We start from the raw sequence: 895 nt of genomic DNA on the forward strand, positions 1-895 counted from the left end.
TAAGAACGAAAAAATTAACTATGGATAAATGAACTCAAGCCTGATAAAGTATCAACTTTCAGGTAAGGGGCTGAATAATAAACTGAATACATTGCAAAGAAACGGATCTATGCAAATTAGACGGGACAAGGTCCATATGGGAGGCTTGAGGAGGGTGGGAAAACGCTTATGAAGAAATGGGGATTCAGAGGATTAATCGTACTGGTGGTCTTGGCCGGGGGTATTTATCTGGCCGCCTATTTCATCCGTTCCCTCTCGCATGAAGAGGTGGAGGATGCCTATATAGCCGGAACTATCGTCCCCATCGCCTCGGAGGTCAAGGGGCGGGTGGTCAAAATAAATTTTAAGGATAACCAGTCGGTTGAAGCCGGAATGCCCTTGCTCGAAATTGCCCCTGATGATTTTTCCTCGGTATTTCAGGAAAGGAAAGAAAACATTTTCCGCTTGACCGCGGAAGAAAGCGAAATCAAAGCTTCTGTAGAAGAAAAAAAGAAAGCCCTCCAGCAGGCCCGGGCAAATTTGAATGCCGCTCTAGCCGAGGGAAATCTGGCTGACAAAGAATTGGAGCGGCATAAAAATTTATATAAAGAAGGGTTGGTTACCACGAGTCAATTCGAACATGCAGAGTCCCTCTTGAAGGTGGCCCAGGCACGCGAAGAAGCGGCAGTGGCCGCTTTGGCCGGAGTGGAGACGTCCATAAAAACCCTCGAGGCCCGTTCCAACACACAGAATTACAGGATCAGAGAGGCGGAAATAGCCAAGAGCAGGGCACAATTGGATCTGTCAAAAACAGTGGTTTCGGCCCCCATTTCGGGAATTATCGCTATGAAGAATATCGATGTGGGAAAATATGTTCAACCCGGTCAGAGCTTGTTTTCCATCGTTAAAGAAAATA

The 895-nt window shown here is 46.6% G+C and carries 1 protein-coding gene; it reads left to right on the top strand.

The genetic code is table 11. From position 1 onward, the window contains the following. Nucleotides 1-168 precede the first annotated feature (168 nt). On the top strand, nt 169-895 hold a 727-nt coding region (locus tag ACYC56_RS14430; RefSeq protein ID WP_461374870.1), incomplete at its 3' end, for an HlyD family secretion protein.

The sequence above is a fragment of the Candidatus Aquicultor sp. genome, from assembly GCF_054640775.1.